The sequence below is a fragment of the Actinokineospora sp. UTMC 2448 genome, assembly GCF_024760565.1.
Lineage (GTDB): Bacteria > Actinomycetota > Actinomycetes > Mycobacteriales > Pseudonocardiaceae > Actinokineospora > Actinokineospora fastidiosa.
In genome coordinates, this window is sequence record NZ_CP031087.1 from 862,298 (window position 1) to 883,788 (window position 21,491).

General features: G+C 73.3%; 12 protein-coding genes. 11 read left to right on the forward strand and 1 reads right to left on the reverse strand.

Annotated features, from left to right (window positions below):
* Position 1: 1 nt before the first annotated feature.
* From Actkin_RS04205 to Actkin_RS04230, 6 genes are all read left to right on the forward strand, one after another.
* Positions 2 to 5,293, forward strand: a complete 5,292-nt coding sequence (locus Actkin_RS04205) for a type I polyketide synthase (RefSeq protein WP_258906017.1) — start codon at positions 2 to 4, stop codon at positions 5,291 to 5,293.
* A 13-nt stretch (positions 5,294 to 5,306) separates the two neighbouring features.
* Positions 5,307 to 6,266, forward strand: coding sequence for a TauD/TfdA family dioxygenase (locus Actkin_RS04210; protein ID WP_258906022.1), 960 nt, complete (start codon positions 5,307 to 5,309; stop codon positions 6,264 to 6,266).
* Positions 6,266 to 6,454 carry an MbtH family protein gene (locus tag Actkin_RS04215; protein WP_189208312.1) on the forward strand — a complete coding sequence of 63 codons (189 nt, stop codon included), beginning with the start codon at positions 6,266 to 6,268 and terminating at the stop codon, positions 6,452 to 6,454. The genes Actkin_RS04210 and Actkin_RS04215 overlap by 1 nt, the downstream gene beginning before the upstream one ends.
* Positions 6,451 to 9,537 carry a non-ribosomal peptide synthetase gene (locus Actkin_RS04220; protein ID WP_258906026.1) on the forward strand — a complete coding sequence of 1,029 codons (3,087 nt, stop codon included), beginning with the start codon at positions 6,451 to 6,453 and terminating at the stop codon, positions 9,535 to 9,537. Before Actkin_RS04215 ends, Actkin_RS04220 begins: the two co-directional genes overlap by 4 nt.
* 128 nt (positions 9,538 to 9,665) lie before the next feature.
* Positions 9,666 to 10,238, forward strand: a complete 573-nt coding sequence (locus Actkin_RS04225; protein WP_258906027.1) for a hypothetical protein — start codon at positions 9,666 to 9,668, stop codon at positions 10,236 to 10,238.
* A complete protein-coding gene (locus tag Actkin_RS04230; RefSeq protein ID WP_258906028.1) occupies positions 10,235 to 15,682 on the forward strand; it encodes a non-ribosomal peptide synthetase/MFS transporter in 5,448 nt (1,815 codons plus the stop codon). Before Actkin_RS04225 ends, Actkin_RS04230 begins: the two co-directional genes overlap by 4 nt.
* An 8-nt stretch (positions 15,683 to 15,690) precedes the next feature.
* Here the strand turns inward: Actkin_RS04230 and Actkin_RS04235 are convergent, their stop codons facing one another.
* Complete coding sequence (locus tag Actkin_RS04235; RefSeq protein WP_258906029.1) at positions 15,691 to 16,752, reverse strand: carboxypeptidase-like regulatory domain-containing protein; 1,062 nt, start codon at positions 16,750 to 16,752, stop codon at positions 15,691 to 15,693.
* A 180-nt stretch (positions 16,753 to 16,932) separates the two neighbouring features.
* Between Actkin_RS04235 and Actkin_RS04240 the strand changes: the two genes are divergently transcribed.
* The 5 genes from Actkin_RS04240 (at position 16,933) to Actkin_RS04260 (ending at position 21,477) form a co-directional block, all read left to right on the forward strand.
* A complete protein-coding gene (locus Actkin_RS04240; protein WP_189208307.1) occupies positions 16,933 to 18,129 on the forward strand; it encodes an acyl-CoA dehydrogenase family protein in 1,197 nt (398 codons plus the stop codon).
* Between the two features lie 34 nt (positions 18,130 to 18,163).
* Positions 18,164 to 18,733 carry an RNA polymerase sigma factor gene (locus Actkin_RS04245; protein ID WP_258906031.1) on the forward strand — a complete coding sequence of 190 codons (570 nt, stop codon included), beginning with the start codon at positions 18,164 to 18,166 and terminating at the stop codon, positions 18,731 to 18,733.
* A complete protein-coding gene (locus Actkin_RS04250) occupies positions 18,730 to 19,518 on the forward strand; it encodes a hypothetical protein (protein ID WP_258906032.1) in 789 nt (262 codons plus the stop codon). Before Actkin_RS04245 ends, Actkin_RS04250 begins: the two co-directional genes overlap by 4 nt.
* A 47-nt stretch (positions 19,519 to 19,565) precedes the next feature.
* Positions 19,566 to 20,072 carry a YflT domain-containing protein gene (locus Actkin_RS04255; protein ID WP_189208304.1) on the forward strand — a complete coding sequence of 169 codons (507 nt, stop codon included), beginning with the start codon at positions 19,566 to 19,568 and terminating at the stop codon, positions 20,070 to 20,072.
* A gap of 148 nt (positions 20,073 to 20,220) precedes the next feature.
* Complete coding sequence (locus tag Actkin_RS04260) at positions 20,221 to 21,477, forward strand: ABC transporter substrate-binding protein (protein ID WP_189208303.1); 1,257 nt, start codon at positions 20,221 to 20,223, stop codon at positions 21,475 to 21,477.
* The last annotated feature ends 14 nt before the right edge of the window (positions 21,478 to 21,491 follow it).

The following is a 21,491-nucleotide window of genomic DNA, read 5'->3' on the forward strand; positions in this document are numbered from 1 at the left end:
GATGACCCACCCAGAAGACACTCCCGGCGCGGAGCCCATCGCCATCGTCGGCGTCGCCGCGCGCGTCCCCGGCGCGCCCGACACCGCCGCCTTCTGGCGCAACCTGGTCGACGGCGTCGAGTCGGTCACCCGGTTCACCCGGGAGGAACAGCTGGCCAGGGGCGCCAAACCGGCCGAGGTGGACGACCCGGGCTGGGTGTCGGCCGCGCCCATGGTCACCGGCTTCGACGAGTTCGACGCGGGCCTGTTCGGCATGTCCGAACTGGAGGCCCGGGTCGCCAGCCCCAACCACCGGCTGTTCATGGAGTCCTGCTTCACCGCGCTGCAGGACGCGGGCTACGACCCGGCCCGCTACGACGGCCCGATCGGCGTCTACGCGGGCACGGGCGGCAACGACTACCTGTGGGAAAACGTGCTGCGCAACGCCGCGGTCGGCGCGTCGCCGTACAACCTGGTGTCTCTGGCTACCGGCAACTCGCCCAACTACGTGGCGACTCTCCCGGCCTACAAGCTCGACCTGCGCGGGCCCAGCCTGACCGTGCACACGGCCTGCTCCACATCGCTCGTCGCGTTCCACCTGGCCTGCGAGGCGCTGCGCAACCACGAGTGCGACATGGCGCTCGCGGGCGGGGTCAACATCGAGTTCCCGCAGGGCGTCGGCTACCTCGGCATGGACGGCTTCACCTCGCCCGACGCGCACTGCCGCCCGTTCGACGCGGGCGCCAACGGCACGGTGTGGGGCAGCGGCGTCGGCGTCGCGCTCATCAAGCGGCTCTCCGACGCCGTCGCCGACGGCGACACCATCCGCGCGGTCGTGCTCGGCAACGCGATCAACAACGACGGCGCCGGCAAGGTCGGCTTCACCGCGCCCAGCCAGGACGGGCAGGCCGAGGCGATCGCCCAGGCCGTCGCCATGGCCGGGGTCGACCCGCGCACCGTGACCTACATCGAGGCGCACGGCACCGGGACGGCAGTCGGCGACCCGATCGAGGTGGCCGCGCTGTCCTCGGTGTACGGGCAGGACACCGCCGACCGGGGCTGGTGCGGCATCGGGTCGGTGAAATCCAACATCGGGCACCTGTCGCAGGCGGCGGGCATCATCAGCCTGATCAAGGTCGTGCTGGCCATGGAGCACGGGCTGATCCCGCCGACGATCAACTACGAGCGCCCTAACCCCGCCATCGACTTCGCCGCGACCCCGTTCTGGGTGGCCGACTCGCTGACCCGCTGGGAGCCCGACGGCGTGCCGCGCCGCGCGGGGGTCAGCTCCTTCGGCATCGGCGGCACCAATGCGCACGTGCTGCTGGAGCAGGCGCCCGCGCCCCGGCCCGCGCCGCGCGCGGCGGGCCCGCAGGTGATCCAGGTGTCCGCACGCAGCGCCGCGGCGCTGGACAAGGCCGTCGCCGACCTCGCCGACCACCTGGCGAACACCGACGTCGCGCTGCCGGACGTGGCCATGACCCTGCGCGAGGGCCGCGCCGCGCACGCGCACCGCGCCGCCGTGGTCGCCGAGGACACCGCCGACGCCGTCGCCGCGCTGAAGGCCAAGCGCCGCCGCATCACCGGGGTGGCGGGGGAGCCCAGGGTGGCGTTCCTGTTCTCCGGCCAGGGCTCCCAGTACGCCGGGATGGCCGCGGCGCTGTACGAGCGCGAGCCCGTGTTCGCCGCCGCCGTGGACGAGTGCGTCGCCGTGCTGGGCGAGGACCTGCGCGCCCTGCTGCTGGACCCGGGCACGGGCGAGCTGATCGGGCAGACCCGCCACACCCAGCCCGCGCTGTTCACCGTCGAGTACGCCCTGGCGCGGCTGTGGGAGTCGGTCGGCGTGCGGCCCGCGGCGATGCTGGGCCACTCCATCGGCGAGTACGCCGCGGCTACCGTCGCGGGCGTGTTCACCCTGCCGGACGCGCTGCGCGTGGTCGCGGAGCGCGGCAGGCTCATGCAGTCGCTGCCCCCGGGCGCGATGCTCGCGGTCCAGCTGGACGAGGCCGACGTCGAGCTGCCGGAGGGCCTCTCGGTCGCCACGGTGAACGGCCCGGGCACCTGCGTGGTGGCGGGCGAGACCGCCGCGGTCGAGGCGTACGCGGCCGACCTGGCCGACCGGGGCGTCAAGGCGAAGGCGCTGCGCACCTCGCACGCGTTCCACTCGGCGATGATGGACCCGATCCTGCCCGCGTTCACCGAGTTCATGCGGTCGGTGCCGCTGGCCGCGCCCGCCATCCCGGTTCTGTCCAATGTGACCGGTGGCTGGCTGACCGACGAGCAGGCGACCGACCCCGCCTACTGGGCCGCGCACCTGCGGCAGCCCGTGCGCTTCGGCGCGGCCGTGGCCACCCTGCTCGCCGCGGACGGGCCGTGGCAGCTGCTGGAGGTCGGTCCGGGCAGGCAGCTGGCCGGGCTGGCCCGCATGCAGGTGGCCAGGGCCGACGAGGCCCAGCGCGGCCTCGCCCCGCTGACCAGCCTGCCGGGCCAGGGCGAGCCGGAGGTCTTCGCCACCGCCGCGGCCACGCTGTGGACCCTGGGCCTGCCGGTGCGGCTGCCCTCGGCGCCCGACGCTGGCCGGGTGCCGCTGCCGGTGTACCCGTTCGAGCGCAAGCGCTACTGGGTGGACCCCGACCCGGAGGAGACGGTCGCCAAGCCGCGCGGCCCGCGCCCGCTCGACGACTGGTTCGCCGTGCCGGTCTGGCGCCAGGCCGTCGCCACCGCCCCGCGCGGCCAGCTCGGCCGGGTCCTGCTGCTGGGCGACGGCCCGCGCGCCGACGCGCTGGCCGAGGGCATGGCCGCCCTGCGGGTCCGAGCCGGGGACGCCTTCGCCCGCACCGACGACGGGTTCACCGTGCGGCCCGGCGAGCGCGCCGACTACGAGGCCATGGTGGACGCGCTGGGCGCGGACCTGCCGGAGCACATCGTCCACGCCTTCGCCCTCGACGGGGACCCGGCGGGGGAGGACCCGGCGGCGGTGTGGGCGGCGCAGGAGCGCGGCTTCCACAGCGCGCTGGGCCTGGCGCAGGCGCTCGCCGGTCGATCGGCGCGCCTGGACATCGTGTGCTCGGGCATCGGCGACGTCCGCGGCGACGACCTCACCCGGCCCGAGCACGCGACGCTGCTGGGCATCGCCCGGGTGCTGCCCGCCGAGCTGCCCGACCTGGAGCTGCGGCTCATCGACGCCGACAGCGACGCCGCCCTGCTCGACGAGCTGCGCAGGCCGGTCACCGACCGCGAGGTCACCCTGCGCGGCAACCGGCGCTGGGTGCTCGGGTTCGACGACGTGCGCCTCACCGAGGCCGAGGACGGCATCCGCGACGGCGGCCGCTACCTGATCACTGGCGGGCTCGGCGGCATCGGCATCACCCTGGCCGAGGACCTCGCCGTGCGGGCGAAGGCCAGGCTGGTGCTGACCGCGCGGGTCGGTCTGCCGCCGCGCGCGGAATGGGACACCCACCTCGCCGTGCACGGCGACGGCCCGACCTCGCGGATCGGGCGGGCCATCGCCGCGATCCGGCGGATGGAGGCCGCGGGCGCCGAGGTGCTGGTGCTCGCCGCCGACGTGACCGATGTGGACAGCCTGCGCCGGGTGCGCGCGGCCGCGGTCGAGGCGTTCGGCGGCCTCGACGGCGTCGTGCACGCCGCGGGTGTCGCGGGCGGCGGTGTCGCCGAGGTCAAGGAGCGGGCGGCGGCCGAGCGGGTGCTGGCCCCCAAGCTCACCGGCACGCTGGCGCTGGCCTCGGTGTTCGGCGGCGACGAGCTGGACTTCGTGGTGCTGTGCTCGTCGGTGACCTCGGTCCTCGGCGGGTTCGGCCAGGTCGACTACTGCGCGGCCAACGCCTTCCTCGACGCGCACGCCCGCGCGGGCCGAGGCTGGCGCGCCCCGCTGCTGTCGCAGAACTGGGGCGGCTGGGCGGAGCTGGGCATGGCGGTGGAGACCGCGGCGCTCGCCCAGTCCGGCCAGGTCACCGTCGACTCCGCCATCGACCACCCGGTGCTGACCACGCTGTCGGTGACCGGCGATGAGGCCGTCGCGCACGGGATCGTCACCCCGGCGACGCACTGGCTGCTCGACGAGCACCGCATCGGCGGGACCGCGGTCGTGCCCGGCACCGCGCACCTGGAGTGCGCGCGGGCCGCGTTCGCCGCGGCCGTGCCCGGCGCGGGGAGCGTGGAGCTGCGCGACGTCGTCTTCCTGGAGCCGTTCGCGGTGCCGGACGGCGACGCGGCGCGCTACGAGGTCGTGCTGACCGTGTCCGGGACGACGGCGGAGTTCGTCGTGCAGGGCAGGCGCGGCGGCGTCGTCACCCGGCACGTCCAGGGCGCCGCGGAGTGGGGCGAGTCGGCGGGGGAGAAGCTGGACGTCTCCGCCGTGGCCGCCCGCACCGAGCCGCTGGACGCCACCACCGGGTTCGGCACCGGCCGCACGAGCATGCTGAGCTTCGGGCCGCGGTGGGCGTCGCTGCGCGAGCACCGCGCCGCCGCCGACGAGGAACTGGCGACGATCGTCGCGCCGCCTGCCGCCGAGGGCGACGACTGGGTGCTGCACCCGGCGCTGCTCGACGTGGCCACCGCGTTCGGCGCTGGCCGGGGCTCGGGCGCCTACCTGCCGATGTCCTACGGCCGGGTCGTCGTGCGCGACCGGTTGCCCGAGCGCTTCCACAGCCACCTGCGCTACCGGCCCTCCGACGGCGACGAGCTCGTGGTCGCCGACCTGTCCCTCGTGGACGACGACGGCCGCGAGCTGGTCGCGGTGTCGGAGTTCCTGCTGCGCCGCGTCGACCAGGACGCGGTGACCAGCGAGCTGGGCTCCGCGCCCGCGCCCGCCCGGCGGCGCGACCCGGCCTCGGGCGACATCGCGCCCGCCGACGGCGTGGCCGCGTTCCGCCGCAGCCTGGCCGCCGGGCTGGGCGCGCAGGTCGTCATCACCCCGGTGTCCGTGGCCGAGATCGCCGCACGCGCGCACACCCCGGCCGACACCGCTGCCGAGGCGACCGTGGTCGTCGAGGGCGACGCGTCGGCCGGGCCGCGCACCGAGCTGGAGGCGGTCATCGTCCGCGCCTGGCAGGACAGCCTCGGCGTCGGCGCCATCGGCGTGCACGACGACTTCTTCGCCCTGGGCGGCAATTCGCTCGTCGCCGTGCAGCTCATCGCCGCCCTGCGCTCCGCGACCGGCGTGCGGCTGCCGATGCGCAGCCTGTTCGAGGTCCCCACGGTCGCCGGGCTGGCCGAGCGGATCGAGGAACTGCGCGCCGAGGCCGAACCCGAGCCCGAACCCACCCAGACCATCCGCCGTCTCCCCCGCGCCTGAGAGGACGCCGACGATGCCTGACTCGAACGCCGCGACCGACCTGGACACCGCGGCGCTGCCGCTGCTCGTCGAGCCCGACGGGCGCGCCATCACCGACCTGATCACCGACCGGCGCGCGGAGCTGCGCGCGTCCCTCGCCGAGCGCGGGGCGCTGCTGTTCCGCGGCTTCGACGTCGGCGGCGTGGACGGCTTCGACGCCGTCGTGCGCGCGCTGTCCGGCGAGCCGCTGCTCTACACCGAGCGCTCGTCGCCGCGCAGCACCATCAAGGGCCGCGTCTACACCTCGACCGACTACCCGCCGGACGAGGAGATCTTCCTGCACAACGAGAACTCCTACCAGGCCGCCTGGCCGCTGACGCTGTTCTTCTACTGCGTCGAGCCGCCCACCAGCCTGGGCGCGACGCCGCTGGCCGACGTCCGCGAGGTGTACCGGCTCATCGACCCGCAGGTGCGGGCCGAGTTCGAGGCGCGCGGCTGGATGCTGGTGCGCAACTTCCACGCCGACTTCGGCGCGGCCTGGCAGGACACGTTCAACACGACCTCGCGCGACGAGGTCGAGGCGTACTGCGCCCGCAGCGGGATCACGTGCCAGTGGCAGGGCAAGGACGGCCTGCGCACCCGCGCCGTCCGGCAGGCTGTGCACTACCGGCCGGGGTCCGACGTTCCGCGCTGGTTCAACCACATGGCGTTCTTCCACGTGACCACGCTGCCCGCGGACCTCAGCGAGGGCCTGCGGTCGATGTTCGCCCCGGACGACCTGCCCACCAACACCTTCTACGGCGACGGCGCGGAGATCCCCGCCGACGTCCTCGACCACGTCCGCGGCGCCTACCGGGCCGCGACCACCCGATTCGACTACCACCGCGACGACGTCCTCGTGGTCGACAACATGACCGCCGCGCACGGCAGGGAGCCCTTCACCGGCCCCCGCAAGATCGCCGTCGCCATGGCCGAGCCGCACGGGAGCAAGTGATGACCCAGCAGGAGACCCTGTCCGTCGTCGTGAACGGCGAGGAGCAGTACTCGGTCTGGCCCGCCGACCGGCCGCTGCCCTCGGGCTGGCGCGCCACGGGCTTCACCGGCGACCGCGCCGCGTGCCTTGCCCACATCGATGAGGTGTGGGTGGACATGCGGCCGCTGTCCGTGCGGGAGGCGTCGTGAGCAGGCAGTGGGCGTTCCCGGCGTCCTACGCCCAGGAGCGGGTCTGGTTCGCCAACCAGCTCGACCCGGCCTCGCCGGTCTACAACGTCTCCGCGCCGACCGAACTGCCGGACGGGCTGACCCACGAGCAGGTCGTCGGGATCCTGGCCGCGGTCGTTGCCCGGCACGAGTCGCTGCGCACGCACTTCCGCCTCGACGGGGACGAGCTGCGCCAGGTCGTGCACGAGAGCGTCCCGGTCGACCCGCCGGTCACCGACCTGCGGCACATCCCGTACGACGAGCAGTCCCCGCACATCGACGGGCTGGCCTCGCGGCTGGCGCGTGCGGCGATCCCCATGGACCAGCCCCCGCTGTGGCGCGCGGAGCTGGTGCGCAGGGGCGAGCGCCAGTGGACCCTGCTGCTGGTCGTGCACCACGCGGTGTTCGACAGCCGCTCGCAGGTCGTCTACGACACCGAACTGCACACCCGCGCCGACGCCGCGCTGCGCGGGGAGACCGTGGACCTGCCCGAGCCGGAGATCCAGTACGCCGACTTCGCCGTCTGGCAGCGCGAGCACATCGCGGGCGCCGAACTGGAGCGCCGCGTGGCGCACTGGCGGAAGACCCTCGCGGGCGCGCCGCCGGTCATCGCCCTGCCCACCGATCGCCCCCGTCCCGACCGGTTGGCCTTCGACGGCGACGAGGTCTGGTTCGACCTGCCCCCCGGCCTGCTCGACCGGGTCGGCGCGCTGGCCCAGGCGCGCTCGGCGACCCCGTACATGGTGCTGCTGGCCGCGTACGCCGCCCTGCTGTCCCGATTGTCGGCCGCGGACGACATCGTCGTCGGCGTCTCGACGGCAGGCCGCGACCGGCCGGAGCTGATGGACCTGATCGGGATGTTCGTCAACCCGGTCGTCCTGCGCGCAGATGTCTCCGGCGACCCGGCCTTCGGCGACCTCGTCTCCCGGGTCCGCGCGGCGCTGGCCGACGCCATGGACCACGGCGACACCCCGTTCCAGGCCGTCGTCGCCGACCTGGTGTCCCGGCACGACCCCGCAGTGCAGCCGCTGTTCCAGGTGGCGTTCAACTTCGTCCCGGACTCCGGCTTCGACCAGGTGAAGCTGGGCACGACCAAGGACGACCTGGCCTTCGACATCACCACCGGCACCAGCCGCCTGCTCTACCGCACCGCGCTGTTCGACCGGAGCACCGCCGAGGCGATCGTCGAGCGCTACCTCCTGCTGCTGGCCGCGGCGGTGTCCGACCCGGACGCCCCGGTGTCGTCCCTGCCGCTGATGGGCGACGACGAGCGCGCCGCCGTCCTGGCCGCCAGCCGGGGCGAGCGCAGGGAGCCGCCAGCCCACCTGGTCCCCGCCCAGCTCGCCGCGCAGGCGGCCCGCACCCCGTCCGCGCCCGCTCTGGTCTCCAAGGGACGGACGTTCGACTACGCCGGGCTGCACGCCCACGCCGACGCGCTGGCGGCGCGCCTGCCGGTCGGGCGCGGCGACGTCGTCGCCCTGGCGCTGCCGCGCTCCCCGGAGCTGGTGGTCGCCATCGTCGCGGTCCTCAAGTCGGGGGCGGCGTACCTGCCGCTGGACGTGGAGCACCCGCCCGCCCGGCTGGCCGCCCTGCTGGCCGACGCCCGGCCGCGGCTCACCCTGACCACCGCCGACACGGCCGCCCTCCTGCCGGAGGGCACCGCGACGCAGGTGGTCTCGCTCGCGGCCGTCCCCGTCGCGGCGGATGCGGCGGGGGTGACCGCGTTGCCCGCGGATCCCGCGTACGTGCTCTACACCTCGGGCTCCACCGGGCAGCCCAAGGGCGTCGTCGTGGAGCACCGGGCGCTGGCGGCGTACCTGGCGTGGGCGCGCGCGACCTACCCGGGGCTCAGCGGCACCGTGCTCCTGCACTCGCCGGTGACGTTCGACTTCACCGTCACCGGTCTGCTGGGCACGCTGGCGGCGGGCGGCACCATCCGGCTGGCCGGGCTCGACGAGCCCGCCGACGGCGCGGCGCCCGCGTTCGTCAAGGCCACGCCCGGCCAGCTCCCGCTGCTGGACGCCGCCCGCTCCCCGCACGCCGACCTCGTCCTCGGCGGCGAGGCCCTGACGGCGGAGCAGCTCGCCCCGTGGCGGGCGGCGAACCCGCACGCGACCGTGGTGAACGAGTACGGGCCGACCGAGGTGACCGTCGGCAGCGTCGCCGCGGTGGTCGCCCCCGGGGAGGAGCTTCCGCCCGGCCCGGTCGCGATCGGCACGCCGACGTGGAACACCGACGCCTACGTGCTCGACGCCGGGCTGTCCCCGGTGCCGGACGGCGTCGTCGGCGAGCTGTACCTGGCGGGCGCGCAACTGGCCCGCGGCTACCTCAACCGCCCCGCCCTGACCGCGGACCGCTTCGTCCCGTGCCCGTTCGGCGAGCCCGGCGCCCGCATGTACCGCACCGGCGACCTGGTCCGCCGCCGCCGCGACGGCGCCCTGGAGTACCTGGGCCGCGCCGACCAGCAGCTCAAGCTGCGCGGCATCCGCATCGAGCCAGCCGAGATCGAGGCCGCCCTGCTGGCCCTCCCCGGCGTGCGCGCCGCCGTGGTGATCGCCCACCAGGACGAGACCCCCGACGACACCCGCCTGATCGCCTACGTCGTCGGCGACCCCGGGAGGGCGGTGGACACCCTGCCCGCGGTCCTCCCCACCCACCTGGTCCCGTCCGACGTGATCACGGTCGACGCCATCCCCCTGACCCTCAACGGCAAACTCGACCGCGCAGCCCTCCCCACCCCCACCCGCCGCGAGCGCGGTTATGTGGCGCCCCGCACCCCCGCGGAGGAACTGGTGGCCGAGGTCTTCGCCGACATCCTGGGCGTACCGAAGGTAGGCGCCTTCGACCACTTCCTCGACCTGGGCGGCAACTCCCTCCGCGGCATGCGAGCCATGGCCCGCATCCGCGCGGAGATAGAGGTAGACGTCCCCATGCGCGCCCTCTTCGCCCACCCGGTAGTCGCCGACCTCGCCGCCGAGATCGACAAGGCCATCGCCGCCGAGGTAGCCGACCTCACCGACACCGAGGTAGCCGCCCTCCTGGCCGACCAGGAGGGCCAACCATGACCCACCCGGCGCCCAACGCACCCACCCAGGTCATTCCCCGCACGACCCACCGAGCCGAGGGCCCGCGAGCCAAGCGCACCCTCACCCGAGCCCGCCCGTCAGCAGCCCCACCCAAGGGCGTCTCCACCATGACGCGCCGCACGGGCGGCAACCCCGCCAGCGGTGTCCTGGGTAGGACCCGTCCCTCCCAGGACACCCCCACCCACGGCGCCCACGGCGCGGCCCACCCCGCCCACGGCACCGTCGCCCACGGCGCCGCTGCCCACGGCGCCGCTGCCCACGGCGCCGCTGCCCACGGCGCCGCTGCCCACGGCGCCGCCGCCCACGGCGCCGCCGCCCACGGCGCCGCTGCCCACGGCGCCGCTGCCCACGGCGCCGCTGCCCACGGCACCGCTGCCCACGGCACCGCTGCCCACGGCGCCGCCGCCCAGGGCGACGCAGCCCACGGCACCGTCGTCGACGGTGTCGCTGGCGCGGCCTGCCCCGCCTACGGCACCCCCTCCGCCGGTATCCCCGGCGCGGCCCGCCCTGCCCACCGCACCGCCGCCAACGGCACCGGTCCCGCCAGCGCCACCGCCGCCGACGGTGTTCCCGGCGCGGCCCGTTCCGTCAGCGCCGTCGCCGACAGTGCCCTCGGCTTCGTCCGTTCCACTGTCGGTGTCTCCGGTACCCGGCACCACCACGAGGAGTCAGCCCCATGACCGCAGCCCCGGAGGCTGCCGACCGTTCGGCGGCGGCTGCTGCTCTGTTGGCCAAGCGGCTGCGTAAGCGGTCTGTCGCGCCGAGGGCGGTGATCGCCCGGCGGCCCGAGGGGGTGGCGCCGCCGTTGTCGTTCGCTCAGGAGCGGGTCTGGTTCATGGACCAAATCGCTCCCGGTGAGGCGGCGTACCACATCGCCGTGCCGTTGCGGGTGCGTGGGCCGCTGGACGAGGACGCCCTGCGAACCGCGCTCGCCGCGCTCACCGAGCGGCATGAGGCGTTGCGGACCCGGTTCCCCGCCGACGCCGACGGCAGGCCGACCGCCGTCGTCGCCGAGCACGTCGCCGTGCCGCTGCGCCACGTGCGGGCCGCCGACGAGACCGCCGCCCAGGCGATCGTCGACCGCGCCGTGCTGGAGCCCTTCGACCTCGCCGAGGGACCGCTGCTGCGCGCGCTGCTCATTCAACTGTCCGAAGAAGACCACATCCTCCTGCTCACCCAGCACCACATCGTCGGCGACGGCTGGTCCGTCGACGTCCTGCTCCGCGACCTGATCGCCACCTACCACGGTCGCGTACTGCCCGAACTCCCCGTGCAGTACGGGGACTTCGCGCACTGGGAGGCGAACCGGCCCGCAGAGGCGCATCTCGACTACTGGCGCGATCGCCTCGCCGGGGTCGAGCCGCTCGACCTCCCCACCGACCATGCTCGACCCGCGACGCAGACCTATCAAGGCGATTTCGTCGAATTCACGATCAGCGAACACATCACCGACCGCCTACGCGCGCTAGCAGCCCATAATGACAGCACGCTGTTCATGATTCTCCTTGCCGCATACCAAGTCCTGCTGTCCCGCCACAGTGGACAGGACGACTTCGCGGTAGGCGTCTCCTCGGCAGGCCGCTCCGCGCCCGAGCTGGAGAACGTCGTCGGCATGTTCATCAACATGCTGCCCATGCGCGCCGACCTCGCCGACGATCCCACCTTCGCCGAGTTCGTCGATCGCACCAAGCGCGGCGTGCTCGACGCCTTCGAGCACGCCGAGGTCCCCTTCGCCCGCGTGGTGCAGGAACTCGGCGTCCCCCGCGACGTCAGCCGGTCGCCGGTGTTCCAGAGCATGTTCGTGCTCCAGAACTACGAGATGGGCCGCTTCGCCGACGACGCCGCCACGGGCGAGGTCACCTTCGAGTGGACGCCGATGGAACTGCGCGCCACCCGGTTCGACTTCGAGCTGCACGTCGTCGAGGTCGTCGACGGCCTCTGGGGCAAGCTGGTCTACAACACCGACCTGTTCGACCGCGCCACCGTCGAGCTGATCGCCGAGCGCTGGCGGACGCTGGTCGCCGCGCTCACCGAGAACCCCGACATCCCGGTGTCCCGGGTGGACATCCGCGCCGACGCTGACAAAGCGCTCCCGGCAGCCGCCAACGCCACCACCACCCCCTTCCCCGACACCACGCTGCACGCGCTCATCGAGGCCCAAGCAGAACGCACCCCGAACGCCCCCGCAGTGGCGTTCGAGGGCAGCACCCTCACCTACGCCGAACTCAACGCCAAGGCCAACCGCGTCGCGCACAGGCTCGCCCAGCAGGGCGTGGGACCGGAATCCCTGGTCGCCGTGTGCGCCAACCGGTCCCTGGACCTGCCGGTAGCCCTCCTCGGCGTCCTCAAGGCAGGCGCGGCATACGTGCCGATCGACCCGGAGTACCCCGCCGAGCGCCGCACCTTCATGATCGAGGACGCGCAGGCCCAGGCCGTGCTGGTCAGCCGCGAGTTCACCGACATCGCCGAGGACCACCTCGTCATCGAGGACGACTTCACCGACGGCCCCACCGACAACCCCCCGCCCAGGGCCACCCCGGACAACGTCGCCTACGTCATCTACACCTCCGGCTCCACCGGCAGGCCCAAGGGCGTGCCCAACACCCACCGCGGCATCGTCAACCGCCTGGACTGGATGCAGAACGCCTACCGGCTCGACGACACCGACAGCGTCCTGCAGAAGACCCCGTTCGGCTTCGACGTCTCCGTCTGGGAGTTCTTCTGGCCGCTGCAGACCGGCGCCCGGCTCGTCATCGCCAAGCCCGGCGGCCACAAGGACGCGGGCTACCTGCGCGACCTCATCAACGCCGAGACGGTCACCACCGCGCACTTCGTCCCCTCCATGCTCGGCGTCTTCCTCGGCGAGCAGAGCGCGTGCCCGAGCCTGCGCCGCGTCATCTGCAGCGGCGAGGAGCTGCCGCTGGCGACCGCCCGCGAGTTCACCGCCCGCTTCCCCGGCACGGAGCTGCACAACCTGTACGGCCCCACCGAGGCCGCGATCGACGTCACCGCGTGGCACTGCGCCGACCTGGACGGCCGCACCAGCGTCCCGATCGGCGCGCCGATCGCCAACCTGCGGGTGCACATCCTCGACCGGCACGGCGTGGAGACCCCGATCGGCGTCGCGGGCGAGCTGCACATCGGCGGCGTCGGCGTCGCCCGCGGGTACCACCGCAGGCCCGCGCTGACCGCCGAGAAGTTCGTGCCCGACCCGCACGAGCCCGGCGCCCGCCGCTACGCCACCGGCGACCTGGCCCGCTGGCGCCGCGACGGCACCGTGGAGTTCCTCGGCCGCCTCGACCACCAGGTCAAGCTGCGCGGCCTGCGGATCGAGCTGGGCGAGATCGAGTCCGCGCTGCGCGACCTGCCCGGCGTCGCCGACGCCGCGGTCATCGTCCGCCAGGACACGCCCGGCGACCAGCGCCTCACCGCGTACCTGGTCGGCGGGGCCGACCACGCGGAGGTCAAGGCCGCGCTGAAGAAGCGCCTGCCCGAGTACATGGTGCCGACCGCGATCGTGGACATGGACGCGCTGCCGCTGACACCCAACGGCAAGCTCGACCGCAAGGCGTTGCCCGCCCCGCAGGTCACCCGCAGCGGCGAGCTGGTCGAGCCGCGCACCGACACCGAGCGCGCGCTCGCGGCCATCTGGACCGAAGTGCTCGCCATCCCCACGGTCGGCATCGATGACGACTTCTTCGACCTCGGCGGGCACTCGCTGCTGGCCACCCAGGTCGTGGCGCGGATCAGGAAGCTCCCCGACGCGCGCCCGGTCGGCGTGATGGACCTGTTCACCCACCGCACCATCCGCGACCTCGCCGAGTTCATGGGCGGGGCCGACAGCGGCCCCCGCAAGCTCCTCTACGAGCTGACCAAGACCAAGGCGCCCGCGCTGACCTACGTCTGCGTCCCCTACGGCGGCGGCAGCGCGATCGTCTACCAGCCCCTCGCCGACGCCCTCCCGGACGACCACGCCCTCTACAGCGTGGCCATCCCCGGCCACGACGTCGGTCTCGACGAGTCCGCGCTGCCCTTCGACGAGCTGACCACCCGCATCGCCGACGAGATCCGCGACCGCGTCACCGGCGCGCTCGCGCTCTACGGGCACTGCGGCGTCGGCAGCGCGATCACCGCCGAGGTCGCCCGCAAGCTGGAGACCGGCGGCCGCGACATCGAGGCCGTCTACATCGGCGCGATGTTCCCGTTCGCCCGCCCCAAGGGCCCGTTCGCCGCCGCCAAGACGCGGATCGAGAAGCTGCGGTCCAACCGGCACTACGCGAGCTGGCTGAAGTCCATGGGCGTGGACACCGACGAGATCGACCCCGAGCAGGCCGACCGGATCATCAGCAACATGCGCGCCGACTCGCGCGCGGCGGAGGACTACTTCACCGACCTGCTCGACCGCGGCGCGGACAAGCTGCGCGCGCCCGTCATCTCCGTGGTCGGGTCGCAGGACCCGGTGACCGACTACTACGCCGAGCGGTACGCCGAGTGGCAGTTCCTCAGCGACACCCTCGCGCTGGTCGTGCTGGACGAGGCCGGGCACTTCTTCCTGAAGTACCGCGCCGACGAGCTGGCCGAGATCGTCTCGCGCACCCACCGGGCGATCGCCGCCGAGGACACCGCCGAGCTGTCCGAGCGCGGTGACGACGCGCCGTGGGACCTGCGCGACTGGCAGAAGGTGGGCACGCGCGCGCCGTCGTCGATCACCCCGAGCATGCCGCGCTTCCTCGCCGTCGCGCTCGGCCAGCTCGTCGCCACGACCGGCGCCGCGCTGACCGCGTTCGCCCTCCCGATCTGGCTCTACACGCGCACCGGCTCGGTCACCGACCTCGGCCTGCTGTGGGCGCTGGCGCTGCTGTGCGGGGTGGTCATGCTGCCCATCGCGGGCGGCGTCATCGACCGCGTGGACCGGAGGCGGGTGATGCTGGTGGCCAGCTGCGCCTCCGGGGCCATCCAGCTGGTGCTGGCCGGGCTGCTGTGGTCCGAGCGGATCGAGCTGTGGCACATCTACGTGCTCGTGTCGCTGAGCCAGGTCGCGGCATCGTTCCAGCGCTTGGCGTTCCAGTCGTCGGTGCCGCAGCTGGTGCCCAAGCGCTACCTCGGCCACGCGATGGGCATCGCCCAGCTCTCCAGCGGGTTCGCGCTGCTGCTCATGCCCATCCTGGCGGCAGGCCTGCTGGCCGAGATCGGGCTGCGCGGCATCGTGCTCATCGACGTCTGCGGCTACGTCCTGGCGATCACCACCGTGCTGTTCGTCCGGTTCCCCGACCTGCTGGGCTGGCGGCCCCGCGAGCCGCTGGCCACCGCGATCCTCAACGGGCTGCGCTACTCGTGGCGCCACCGCGGCTTCCGACTCATGCTGGGCTACTTCGCCCTGGGCAACGTCTTCCTCGCCCCCGCGCTCGTGCTGACCACCCCGCTGGTGCTCTCCTTCGGCGACATCACCGACGTGGCCACGATCGCCCTCGCCGAGGCCGTGGGCGCGCTGGTCGGCGGCCTGGCGATGGCGGTGTGGGGCGGACCGAGGGCCCGGCGCATGATCGGGGTCCTGTGCTTCAACCTCGGCACGGCCGTGGGCTGCCTGGCCATCGGCGTGCACCCGTCCGTGGTCGCGGTCGGGGCCGGGGTGTTCTTCATGGCGATGTCGATGGCGCTCGCCCAGGGCGTCTACGCGACGATCGTGCAGGTCAAGGTGCCGCAGCGGTTCCACGGGCGGGTGTTCGCGATCAACCAGACGCTGTCCTGGTCGACGCTGCCGATCGGGTTCGCGCTGCTGGCCCCGCTGGCGACCGCCGCGTTCGAGCCCCTGATGGCCCCCGACGGCGCGCTGGCGGGCACCGTGGGGGCCGTCATCGGCACCGGGGAGGGCCGGGGCATCGGCTTCGCGTACGTCGTCTTCGGCCTGCTGCTGGTCCTGGTGACCGCGGGCGGCTGGGCCCTCCGGACGCTGCGCCGCTTCGACACCGAGGTCCCCGACTCGCTCCCGGACGACCTGGTCGGCGCGCAGGAACGGGCCAATCGGCTCGCCCGTCACCGGTCCGTGACTATGACCGATTTGTCACCAGAAGATGACACAGCAGGTCAGGGACGTGACGAAGAGTCAGAGGTTGCCGTGAGATAACGCACAGATCACGGCAGTGGCTTGCTCTGGTCCTCCGCATCGGCGTGAATGTCCGCATGGGTAGACACCGCCTCGCCGACGTGGAGGGCCGAAGTCTCCGGTCCCTGTTCTCCGGCCGCCGTCGTCGTGACGACCTGATGTCCCGCAGCTTCCGCGACTGCGCCGCCTGCGGCGCCGACGTGTACGTCCTGGCCGAGGACTGCCGGGACTGCGGCGAGCCCCTGGAACTGCGCGCGAGCTGACCGCCGCGCCACGACGGGCGCCGCGAGCACCAGCAGGACCCCGACCGCCCCCGCGGCGACAGCGATCCACACCGCCACCGGCGTCCCGGGCCTCTCGGGCGCCGGTGGCGGGACGTCCGCCACCAGCACCACCCGGTGCACGGCCGCCTGGTCGGCGCCCGTCTCGACCTCCGCCCGGTAGTCCCGGTAGCCGACGGCGTCCACAGTCATCGCGTAGGTGCCGCTGGGCAGCGGCCCGTCGGAGGTCTGGGTGAACCGGTACCGGCCCTCGCCGTCGCTGTGGGCGGTGGCGTCCATCCAGTCGTTCCTGATCCGGATGGTGGCGTTGCCCACCGGCCTCCCGGTCACCGAGTCGACGACCCGGCCCTCGATCACGGGCACGGCCCCCTCCCGGCTCGACGGCTCGACCTCGCGGGGGAACGGGTTGTAGCCGGGCAGCACGATGGTCGCGGCGACGATGGTCCCGGTGGCCTCCGGCGACCCGTCCTCCAGCGTGAACGCCCACGCGTACAGCGAGTAGTACGTGTCGTACTCGGGCTCCTCGTCGGGCGGGTAGACGGTGAGCGTGATCGAGTCGGAGCCGTCGAGCGTGCGCGCGCAGGTCAGGTGCCCGGTCTCGTCCTCCGCGCAGCCCTCGGCGGTGACGTCCAGGTCGCCCTTGTTGATGACGAGCGCGACGTCGACGGGGTGGAACGTGTGGCGGTGCAGGTGCACCGTGAACTCGACCGGCCCCGGGGTGGTCACCTCGACCGGTTCGAGCGGCGTCACCGCGATGGTGACCTTCTCGCCCTGCGCCGCGGCCGGGACCGCGCTGACAAGACCTAACAAAACGGCAGCCAGGACTGTTGCCGAAATACGCATCCGTGTCTCCCCAGGGTGAAGTCCACGGATACTGGCACAGCGGCGAACCGATCCAGAACGAGTGTCCCCGCCCACTTCGGGGGCGCGAACGAGCGTTAACCGCGCGATACTCCTCGGTAACCCTGGCCCGTCTCATAGGGAGCCCGCATGGCCCGCCTCGCCCAGACCGCCGGTCTCACCGACGTCCAGCAGGAGATCCTGTCCACCGTCAAGGACTTCGTGGACAAGGAGATCATCCCGCACGCGCAGGCGCTGGAGCACGCCGACGAGTACCCGGCCGACATCGTCGCGGGCATGAAGGAGATGGGCCTGTTCGGCCTGACCATCCCGGAGGAGTACGGCGGCCTGGGCGAGTCGCTGCTCACCTACGCGCTGGTCGTCGAGCAGATCGCGCGCGGGTGGATGAGCGTGTCCGGGGTCATCAACACCCACTTCATCGTCGCGCACATGCTCAAGCAGCACGGCACGGAGGCGCAGAAGGCGCACTACCTGCCGAAGATGGCCACCGGCGAGATCCGCGGCTCGTTCTCCATGTCCGAGCCCGACCTGGGCTCCGACGTCGCCGCGATCAAGACCAGGGCCCGCCGCGACGGCGACGACTACGTCATCGACGGCGCCAAGATGTGGCTGACCAACGGCGGCTCGTCCAACCTCATCGCCCTGCTGGTCAAGACCGACGAGGGCGCGGAGAAGGCGCACCAGAACCTGACGACCTTCCTGGTCGACAAGCCCGAGGGCTTCGGCGAGGTCGCGCCCGGCCTGACCATCCCCGGCAAGATCGACAAGATGGGCTACAAGGGCGTCGACACCACCGAGGCGGTCTTCGACGGCTTCCGGATCGGCGCGGACAAGATCCTCGGCGATGCCCCCGGGAAGGGCTTCTCGTACATGATGGACGGCGTCGAGGTCGGCCGGGTCAACGTCGCCGCCCGCGCCTGCGGCATCGCCATCCGCGCCTTCGAACTGGCCGTCGAGTACGCCCAGCAGCGGCGCACCTTCGGCAAGCCGATCGCCGAGCACCAGGCCGTGGCGTTCAAGCTGGCCGAGATGGCCACCAAGGTCGAGGCCGCGCACCTGATGATGGTCAACGCCGCCCGGCTGAAGGACTCCGGCCAGCGCAACGACGTCGAGGCGGGCATGGCCAAGCTGATCGCGTCGGAGTACTGCGCCGAGGTCACCCAGGAGTCCTTCCGCATCCACGGCGGCTACGGCTACTCCAAGGAGTACGAGATCGAGCGCCTGATGCGCGAGGCGCCGTTCCTGCTCATCGGCGAGGGCACCAGCGAGATCCAGAAGACCATCATCTCCCGCGGCCTGCTCCGCGAGTACAAGTCGCGCGGGTAGGCAACACCCGGCCGCCCGGCGGGCACATCCGGGTATGACGACCGATAGCGAGCTGTGGGCGGCCGGGAGCGGCGCCGCCTTCGCCGTGCTGTTCGACCGGCACGCGAAGGCGGTCTACAACCACTGCTTCCGGCTGACCGCGTCGTGGGCGGCTGCGGAGGACCACACCCAGAGCACGTTCCTGCTGGCCTGGCGCAAGCGCGACCAGGTGGTGCTCCAGCGCGACTCCGTGCTCCCGTGGCTGCTGGCCGTGGCCACCAACGTGGTCCGCGCCGACCGCCGCTCGCTCGCCCGCAGGCTGCGCCTGGCCGCCCGCGTCCCCGCCGACGACCCCGTCCCCGACCACGCCGACGACGTCGCGGGGCGCATCGATGACCAACGCCGCATGGCCGAGGTCGCCACAGCCTTCGCGAAACTGCCCCGCGCCCAGCGCGAGGCCGTGGCGCTGTGCCTGTGGTCGGGGGTGTCCTACGCGGACGCCGCCGCGGTGCTGGGCATCGCCGAGGGCAGCGTCCGGGCCAGGGTGAGCAAGGCCCGCGCCCGCCTGGGGCGCCTGCTCGCGGCGCCGGCCGTCTCCGTACTCGCCACCGAGGAGACCGCATGATCGACCTGCCCCCACCCCGCGACCTGCCCCCGCACCGGCACACCCGCATGCGCGCGGCGATCGTCAGCGCCGTCGACGAGCCGCCGCGACGGCGCTGGGTCGCGCCGCTGGCCACCGCCACCGGCCTGACCGCGGCCGTCGCGGTGGCGGTGTGGATCGTGCCGACCGAGCGCGCCGCGCCGGTGGGCACCGCCACCCAGCCCGGGATCACCACGACCTCGACCCCGCTCACGAACGCGCCGTCGTCGGGGTTCCCCGGGCTCTCCTCCGAGCAGGTCCGCGCGATGGAGCGGGGCTGCGCCCTGTCCGCGCTCGGCTCGGACGCCACCCCGTCCACCCCCGGCATCAGCGACACCCCCGAGACCGTCCGGCTGCGCAACCTGCTCGACGACGACGCGGGCCGGCTGGCCCTGATCGTCGGGAACGGCCTGATGGTCCACTGCGACGTCGACGCGGGGGGCCACTACAACGGCGGGTTCGCCAGCTTCGGGTCCGGGCGCGACGACGAGCCCGGCGCGGTGACCCTGGACCTGGCCACCTCCAGCGCCGGGGAGCGGGCGCTGGGCAGGCGGGGCGCCCGCGTCGTGGCGGGCCGCGTCCTCGACGACCGGATCGCGCGCGTCACGGTCGCCTCCGACGGGCGCAGCGCCGACGCCGTCGTCGCCAACGGCACCTACCTGGTCCGATTCGTCTACCCCGTGGACTGGGCGCCCACCGGCTTGGCCGACGTCCGGGTGACCGCCTACGACGCCGACGGCACCGTGGTGGCCAGCGTCATCACGTAGTCGGTATCGGGTTCGCACCGGTCGTGGCCACTTGGCACTATGGGGGTATGACCGGTGCGTTCTCCGGCTCTGGCCGCAACCAGGGCCTGCCCAAGGTCCCGACGCCGCCCACCGGGTGGCCGATCGGGTCCTATGCCACCTACCAAGAGGCACACCGGGCGGTGGAGCACCTGGCGGGCAACGAGTTCCCGGTCGAGGAGGTCACCATCGTCGGTGTCGACGTGATGCTGGTCGAGCGGGTGATCGGGCGCCTGAGCTGGCCGAAGGTCCTGGGCACCGGCGCGCTGTCGGGAGCGTGGTTCGGCCTGTTCGTGGGCCTGCTGCTCGGCCTGTTCAGCACCCAGCAGGCCTCGTTCGCGCCGATCCTGGTCGGCCTCGCCGCCGGGGTCGTGTTCGGGCTGGTGTTCGCCGCCGTCGGCTACGCCAGCACCCGCACCCGCGACTTCGCCTCCGCCACCCAGCTCGTCGCGGGCCGCTACGACGTGCTCGCGCAGCCGCGCAACGCCGAGCGCGGCCGGGACCTGCTGGCCAAGCTCGCCATGCGCCCCAGCTAGGCCGAACGGGGCAGCGCGACCGGTCGAATTGCGGCTGGTGATCACCGGATCTAGGTTCGGGTGACCGGTGCGCGCGGCTCCCCGGGTGCACCGGCGGCACGTCGCGGTGCACGCCTCCACGACGTGTCCGTCGGAAGGAGGCAGGGCGATGAAGCATCCCCCCGGCCGCCGTCGCCTCCCCGCGGTGCTGTGCGCCGCGGTGCTGGCGACCTCGGCCGCCTGCGGGTCGGACGGCGGCCCGCTGACGATCAACGTGTACTACTCCACCGAGCAGAACTTCGACCAGGTCGTCGCGCGGTGCACCGACGAGGCGGACGGCCGCTACGTCATCGCGCTCAACACCCTCCCGCGCACCGCGGACGCCCAGCGCGAGCAGATGGTGCGCAGGCTCGCCGCGGGCGACACCGACATGGACGTCCTCGGCCTGGACGTGACCTGGGTGGCCGAGTTCGCCGAGGCCGGGTGGATCCAGGAGTGGACGGGCGCGGACCGGGCCGACGTCGAGGCGGGCACCCTCGAAGGTCCACTCCAGACGGCCATGTGGGAGGGCAAGCTCTACTCCGCGCCGAAGAACACCAACGTCCAGCTGCTCTGGTACCGCTCCGACCTGACCCCTGAGCCGCCCCGCTCCTGGTCCGAGATGCTCCAGATGGCCGAGCGGCTGCGCGACCAGGGCAAGCCGCACACCGTCCTCATGACCGGCGCCCAGTACGAGGGCCTGGTCGTGCAGTTCAACACCCTCGTCGAGGGCGCGGGCGGGCGGATCCTCTCCGAGGACAGCACGCGCGCTGTGTTCGACGAGGGCGCGGTCGAGGCGCTGGAGGCGCTGCGGAACCTGGCGGTGTCCCCGGTGTCGAGCCCGTCGCTGTCCAACGCGCAGGAGGACGACATCCGCCTGGCGTTCCAGGACGGCGGCGCGGCCTTCCAGATCAACTGGCCCTACGTGTACGCCGCGATGACCGAGGCCAACCCCGAGCTGATCGAGACCCTGCGCTGGGCGCCCTATCCCGCGCTCGACCCGGCCAACACCGGCACGGCCACGCTCGGCGGGTTCAACCTGGCCGTCAGCGCCTACTCCGAGCACAAGGCGGAGGCGTTCGAGGCGGCCAAGTGCCTGCGCAGCGCCGAGAGCCAGAAGTTCTCCGCGATCAACTCCGGCGTGCCGCCCACGATCGAGTCGGTGTACGCCGAGCCGGAGATGGAGGAGGCGTACCCGATGCGCGAGACCATCCTGGCGGAGTTGAAGAAGGCGGCGATCCGGCCGCTCACCCCGGCCTACCAGAACGTCTCGACGCTGATCTCCACGATCCTGTCGCCGCCGAGGGACATCAACCCGCCGGAGACGGCCGACCGACTGCGCCGCGAGGTGCAGAACGCCCTCGACTCGAAGGGGGTCCTGCCGTGAGCCAGACGGTCGTC